The 6,598-nt window shown below is 34.6% G+C and carries 9 protein-coding genes; 2 read left to right on the forward strand and 7 right to left on the reverse strand.

Annotation, left to right across the window (positions count from 1 at the left end):
- Position 1 precedes the first annotated feature (1 nt).
- The 5 genes from Q0800_RS09105 to gpmI are packed head-to-tail and all read right to left on the reverse strand — an operon-like array spanning position 2 to position 4,045.
- Positions 2-772 carry a class I SAM-dependent methyltransferase gene (locus Q0800_RS09105; RefSeq protein WP_299129038.1) on the reverse strand — a complete coding sequence of 257 codons (771 nt, stop codon included), beginning with the start codon at positions 770-772 and terminating at the stop codon, positions 2-4.
- Positions 773-805: 33 nt separating this feature from the next.
- Positions 806-1,180 carry a GxxExxY protein gene (locus Q0800_RS09110; RefSeq protein ID WP_299129039.1) on the reverse strand — a complete coding sequence of 125 codons (375 nt, stop codon included), beginning with the start codon at positions 1,178-1,180 and terminating at the stop codon, positions 806-808.
- Positions 1,181-1,230: 50 nt separating this feature from the next.
- Entirely contained in the window at positions 1,231-2,049 is an 819-nt protein-coding gene (gene map, locus Q0800_RS09115; RefSeq protein ID WP_299129040.1) for a type I methionyl aminopeptidase, read from the reverse strand.
- A gap of 39 nt (positions 2,050-2,088) precedes the next feature.
- Complete coding sequence (locus tag Q0800_RS09120) at positions 2,089-2,487, reverse strand: BT0820 family HAD-type phosphatase (RefSeq protein WP_299129041.1); 399 nt, start codon at positions 2,485-2,487, stop codon at positions 2,089-2,091.
- 40 nt (positions 2,488-2,527) lie between these two features.
- A complete protein-coding gene (gene gpmI / locus Q0800_RS09125) occupies positions 2,528-4,045 on the reverse strand; it encodes a 2,3-bisphosphoglycerate-independent phosphoglycerate mutase (RefSeq protein WP_299129042.1) in 1,518 nt (505 codons plus the stop codon).
- A gap of 265 nt (positions 4,046-4,310) precedes the next feature.
- On the opposite strand from gpmI, the gene Q0800_RS09130 reads away from it, so the two are divergent.
- The gene (locus tag Q0800_RS09130; protein ID WP_299129043.1) at positions 4,311-4,706 is read left to right on the forward strand and encodes an ankyrin repeat domain-containing protein; all 396 of its coding nucleotides are present in this window, start codon (positions 4,311-4,313) and stop codon (positions 4,704-4,706) included.
- 47 nt (positions 4,707-4,753) lie between these two features.
- Here the strand turns inward: Q0800_RS09130 and Q0800_RS09135 are convergent, their stop codons facing one another.
- Positions 4,754-5,527: a M48 family metalloprotease gene (locus Q0800_RS09135; RefSeq protein ID WP_299129044.1), complete on the reverse strand. Its 774-nt coding sequence runs from the start codon at positions 5,525-5,527 to the stop codon at positions 4,754-4,756.
- Between the two features lie 118 nt (positions 5,528-5,645).
- Between Q0800_RS09135 and Q0800_RS09140 the strand changes: the two genes are divergently transcribed.
- Positions 5,646-6,071, forward strand: coding sequence for a GNAT family N-acetyltransferase (locus Q0800_RS09140; RefSeq protein WP_299129045.1), 426 nt, complete (start codon positions 5,646-5,648; stop codon positions 6,069-6,071).
- A gap of 1 nt (position 6,072) precedes the next feature.
- Here Q0800_RS09140 and pepE read toward each other — a convergent pair.
- The coding region (gene pepE / locus Q0800_RS09145; protein ID WP_299129047.1) for a dipeptidase PepE at positions 6,073-6,598 on the reverse strand (526 nt) is incomplete at its 5' end.

Here is a 6,598-nt window from a genome sequence, read left to right on the forward strand (position 1 = left end):
TTTAGTTGATTTTTCTAACCACAGGAATAATTTCACCTTTAGCCAAACGGTATGTATCAATCTCTTCAATTGAGAATTGAGAGGTATAATCCACTTCTTCAACTTTAAAACCAATACTGCGTAATTTGTTAAAATAATCTCGTCCGTAAATACGCACATGGTCGTACTGTCCAAAGATTTTAGCACGCTCTGCTTTGTCGGTTATGCTATCGTCTTCAAAAGTAGTATCACGATTTAAATCTTGTGGAATTTGAAAAATACCATAACCACCTGCTTTCATAACACGATATAATTCTTGCATTGCCATAGTGTCATCTGGGATATGTTCTAAAACATGATTGCATAGAATAACGTCATAACTATTGTCTTCAAATGGAAGATTACAAATATCAGCTTTTACATCGGCAATTGGTGACAATAAGTCCGTGGTGGTATAGTCTAAATTGTTAAGTTTTCTAAATCGATTTAAAAAACACTGTTCGGGTGCAAAATGCAAAACTTTTAAATGTTCAGAAAAAAAGTTAGTTTCATTTTTGAGATATAACCAAAGTAAGCGGTGACGTTCTAAGGAAAGGGTTGAAGGAGAAAGAATGTTTGGTCTTTGTGTTCCGTAGCCATAAGGCAGAAAGGTTCTAAAACTCTTGCCATCTATTGGGTCTGTGTAGTTTTTACCTCTAAGAAATAAAGCTAGTATAGGTCTAACTACATAGCTTAACCTTATGAGCAAAGGTCTCGGAATTATGTTCAAAAGTATTTTAAATAGATTTTTCAATGGGACACGAATTACACTAATTACCACTAATGTTCACAAAACTACTCTTTTATAACTTAGGCTGTCTTCACCAAAATTAATTATGATTCCTAACTTTAGTTTACTCACAGCTAAATAATTTAAGGTCTGTTTTACGTGACTTTTACTTATGTATTCAACCGCTTTTAGTTCAAGAATTATTTTATTATCAATAACAAAATCTGCTACATACTTTCTGCTTAATAAATGGTTTTTATAAATAATGTTAAATTTAGTTTCTCTCGAATAAGGAACTCCATTTTCTTTTAATTCAATTTCTAGAGATTCAGCATAAACCGATTCGCTAAAACCTTTACCAAGCGTATTATGTATTTCCATACATAAACCAATAACAAAATAGGCTTCGTCTTTATGTATGAGTTTAGACATGTTAAACTGAATCGTATTAGTGTAAATTAGTGAAATTAGTGTCAGTTAAACTATAACACCAGAGCATCTCGCCTAAATTCATCTTCTTCATTAGAAGTTATTCCTAAGGCCTCATGCACATAGGCAAACGTAGATAGTATTTCTGGTTGTCCATTAACTATAGCTATATCGTGTTCAAAATGTACACTTGGCTTGCCGTCTAGGGTTACAATTGTCCATCCATCTTTAAGTTGCTTCACTTTATGTGTTCCCATATTTATCATAGGCTCTATGGCAACAACCATACCTTCTATAAATTTTTTGCCTCTGCCACGTCTGCCATAATTTGGCATTTCTGGATCTTCGTGCATTTTACGCCCCAGGCCATGACCAACCAATTCCCTAACCACTCCATAGCCCTCAGCTTCGCAGTATTGTTGTATGGCATACCCAACATCACCAACCCTGTTGCCCACTTTTAATTGTTTTATGCCAACGTATAAGGATTCTTTAGTAGTTTTAATTAGTTTTTTTGTGCCTTCATCAACGTTACCAATCTCAAACGTATAAGCATGGTCGCCGTAAAAATCGTTCATTAAAGCACCACAATCTATAGAAACAATGTCTCCGTCTTTTAATGGTACGTCTGTAGGTAATCCGTGTACTACCGCTTCGTTTACACTGCAAAGTAATGTTGAAGGACAATCGTAAAGCCCTTTAAATCCAGGTAGTGCGCCATGATCTCTTATAAACTCTTCCGCTACAGTATCTAAGTGGTTGGTGGTAACACCTTCTTTAACTTCTTTAGCTAACATGCCTAGAGTTTTAGAAACGATTAGTGCACTTTGGCGCATTAACTCAATTTCTTCACTTGTTTTTGTTATAATCATAGTACGATTAATTTGATAATAAAGATCGCTTTTCTAAATTTAGAATGGCCACCATTTCTTTTTTGGTGAAGGGATATTAGGTTGCTCTTTAGTTATGAGTTGATAAACTTCTCCCCATCCTAGTATGCCACCGATGTTACGATCATCAATAAATAAATCTGCATTTATTTTTCGACTACGGCTATAATCAAACTTTTCTTCTGGGAAGCTCGCATTTATAGCATAGAATTCTATGCCATTCTCCTTGCAAAAATCAACAGCTTCTTGCAATTTAGAACCACTTCTATACGTCCATAGGATAAGTCTGTGTCCTTCTTGCTGCAATCGTTTTAAGGTTTCGAATGCAAAAATTCTGGTTTTACCAATTTTTGGATAAGCATCCTCAACGATGGTACCATCAAAATCAACTGCAATTAGTAATTTATCTTGAAAATTCATTTTTAATTAATTACACCACAAAGTTACGACATTAAGGCGTCTATACAAGCGAATGTTGAGTCATTGCTTTGGGTTGTGGAATTCCTATAAGTTTTAACACGGTAGGTGCTATATCTCCAAGAATACCATTTTTAATAGCTTTTAAGTCTTTATCAATTAATAGTATAGGTACTGGGTTTGTGGTATGTGCTGTGTTTGGTGAGCCATCTGGATTAATCATAGTTTCACAATTTCCATGATCGGCTATTAAAATTGTAGTATAGTCATTTTTTAGAGCTGAAGTTATGACCTCTTCAACACATTGGTCAACAGCTTCGCAGGCTTTTATTGCAGCCTCCATAACACCTGTATGACCAACCATATCTCCATTGGCAAAATTTAGGCATACAAAGTCCACCTCACCTTTGTTTAATTCAGTAATCAAGGCATCTTTGAGCTCAAACGCACTCATTTCTGGTTGTAGATCATAAGTCGCTACTTTTGGTGAGTTTCTTAAAATTCTAGTTTCACCTTTAAAGGGTGCTTCTTGCCCACCAGAAAAGAAGAACGTAACATGTGGATATTTTTCGGTCTCAGCAATTCTTATTTGTTTTTTATTGTGATTAGCTAAAACTTCACCTAGTGTTTCAGATAAGTTGTCTTTATTAAATACAACATTAATCCCTTTAAAACTATCGTCATAATTAGTCATAGTTACATAGTGTAAGTCCAATTTATGCATGTTAAATTCATGAAAATCGTCTTGAGATAATGCTTGCGTAAGTTGGCGACCACGATCTGTTCTAAAATTAAAAAAGATAACCACATCATCTTTTTTAATAGTAGCTACAGGGCGCTCATTATCGTCTACCATAACCAGAGGTTTTATAAATTCGTCTGTAATATCTTCTTCATAATTTTTTTGAATGGATTTTAAAACGTTTTTGGTGTTTGTGCCTTTGCCATTAACAACAGCATCATAAGCTAATTTAACACGCTCCCAACGTTTATCTCTATCCATGGCATAATAGCGTCCTGTTACTGTTGCTAGTTTACCTGCGGTTTTATCTAACTGTTCTTGTAATTCTGAAATAAATCCATAACCAGATTTTGGATCAACATCTCTACCATCTGTAAAGGCATGCACAAAAACATCCTTTAAACCAACATCCTCCATTGCTTCTAAAATTCCATAGAGATGATTAATATGAGAGTGTACACCACCATCACTCACCAAGCCTAATAAATGAATGGATTTTTTGTTAGTTTTTGCATAATCGAAAGCGGCTTTAAGTGCTTTTTCTTCTTTAAGGGTATTCTTTTCAACTGCCAGATTTATTTTTGCTAAATCCTGGTATACAATTCTCCCGGCTCCAAGGTTCATGTGGCCTACTTCGCTATTTCCCATTTGCCCTTCTGGTAACCCAACATGAAGGCCATCGGTTCTTAAACTCGCATTTGGGTATTTAGTATATAAAGCGTCTATATAAGGCGTGTTAGCGTTATCTATTGCTGAAACTTTTGGATCTGGTGATGTTCCCCAACCGTCCAAGATCATTAAAATGACTTTTTTATTCATGTAACTCTGTTTAAAGGCTCAAATATAAGATAATGGTATTTATAGCGTAATGCGTATGCACTTAAAAAAATGAATTTAAACGACTTCATTAGTTTTGGAGTTTGATTTCTAAGCGCTATTTATTTTTTGTTTAGGACTTAAGGTGTTTGTTTTCAATATGTTAAATATATGTTATATCGTAATTTTCATGTAACACTTCTAAAGTTTTATCGTCTTTATACTGTAATCAAAAAACAACAATCAATTTAATTTAAAATCTTTCATCATGAAAAAATCAGCAGTAATCTTAGTCTTAGCTTTAGGCTTATCAATCTCAAACTTAGAAGCTTCTAATGGCTATTCAGTTTTAGTTACAGAAGCAGAAATAGCCTATAAGGCAGAGGTAAGCCCCTTATGTAAGGCAGTAGCAACGGGTAACACTGAGTTAGTAAAAACACTTATAAAACAAGGTGCAGATGTTAATGCAAAGTCTAACGGTATGCAGCCTATACATTATGCAGCCAAGTATAACCGTGTTGAGCTTATTAAAATTTTGATCACAGCAGGATCAGACGTTCATACCTTATGTGATAAAGGCTATTCTCCTTTGAGACATGCCGAAAAATCTAAAGCTACAGCTGCGGCACAATTTTTGAAACGCTTTAAAAAGAAAACTGTCTAATTAAGGCAATTTATTTGAGTTAGTTAATTGAAAAGCATCCTTTTAGTCTAGGATGCTTTTTTTGTTCTGTAGCTTCTAATCGCTTCTTTTATTTTTTCGATACGGTTTTCTGGGTCTGGATGCGTACTTTGAAACTCAGGGACTCTATTAGGACCAGCAGCAGCCTTTAAAATCTGCATAACACCAATCATTTCTTCGGGATTGTAGCCTGCATCTATCATAAAGTGCACACCTAATTCATCACTTTCTAACTCGTCACCTCTACCGTTTTTTAAGAGTTGCCCTTGGCCAATTTGCTGTGCAACACCGCCTATGTCTATGGCAGCACCTCCCATTGCAAGCGTTTGCCAAAATTTAGAATTGGTTATACGCTCGTTAGAATGTTTTCCTAAAACATGTCCAATTTCGTGCCCTAAAACACCAGCCAATTGATCTTCATTTTGTAATTGTTTAAATAAAGCAAAGGTGATAAAACACTGCCCGCCAGGTAATGCAAAGGCATTAATGGTTCTGTCATCTGCAAGCAGGTGAAAGTCATATTTATACGGTGTGTTTTTAGCTATGCTACTATTTACAAGTTTGTTGCCAACATTGTCAACTATGGACTGGTATTCGTTGTTTGGATGCAGGCCACCATGTTGCTGTGCCATACCAGGTGCACTTTGTAAACCTATTGCAATTTCTTGCTCAGGTGATAATGAAATAGCTTGTTTTTTACCTGTGTAAGGGTTTACTTCTTCTTGGCTGCATTTTCTTAGATAGGCGAATGCGGCTATAGCTATGAAAATAAAAATTCTAATTTTAAAATTACCTCTTCTCATAATAGTGATTGTCTTAGTTGGCTAAATTTACAAAAGTTTGACACATTTTTTACCTAAAAGTCATCACTTAAGTTATTAACTTTATCCAAGTTTTAATCTTCAATTAATATTTAGAGTAATGAGCTATCAGTTTAAAATACTATCTAACCACAATTTAGATACTGTAATTCCGTTGGTTTTTGAGTTGAATAATGGTAAGGTAGCGCTATCTTTATTACAATCTCGTTTTGAAGAAATGAAAACTCAAAATTATGAATGTGCCGTTATAATTTATAATGAAAAACCGATAGGTGTTTGCGGACTATGGTTTTGTACACGCCATTATGCTGGTCGTTCTGTTGAGTTAGACCATGTGTATATAAAACCAGAATACAGAAACAATGGTTTGGGTAAATCGTTTATGGATTGGGTTAATAACTACGTAAAAGAAAAGGGTTGTAATTCTATAGAACTAAATACTTATGTGCAAAATTACCCTTCACATAAATTCTATTATAACGAAGGTTTCGAAATTTGGGGCTACCACTTCTATAAAAATATTTAGCTTATTTTAAAAATCCTAAATCTGAGTTAGCAGGTATCTCGTAAGGTGTTTTATTATATTCAAAAACTCGTGCGGTTAAACTACCTTTTAGTGAAATGGTGTTGTCTTTTACATCAATCCAACTGCCTTCTCTTAAGCCAATTACAGGTGGTGTATTGTAGGCATGAAATTCTTTAATTCTAGTTTCTCTTGTTTCTCCCATATGCGTACTGCTAGGATCTGGGTCTAGGTAATGTGGGTTAATATTAAAAGGGACTAATCCTAGAGTTTTAAAACTTGGCGGATAAACGATGGGCATATCATTAGTTGTATTCATAGTAAGTCCGCAAATATTACTTCCGGCACTTGTGCCTAAATAGGGTATACCGCTAATTACAGCCTCTTTAATAGCTCCCAGAATATCATTTTTATAAAGTTGATTTACCAAAACAAAGGTATTACCACCACCAGTAAAAATACCTTTGGCATTTTTTAATGCTAGTTTAGGATCATTAAACTCATGTATACCTTTAATTGTTTTACCTATT

The organism is uncultured Winogradskyella sp., assembly GCF_937958655.1.
Taxonomy (GTDB): domain Bacteria; phylum Bacteroidota; class Bacteroidia; order Flavobacteriales; family Flavobacteriaceae; genus Winogradskyella.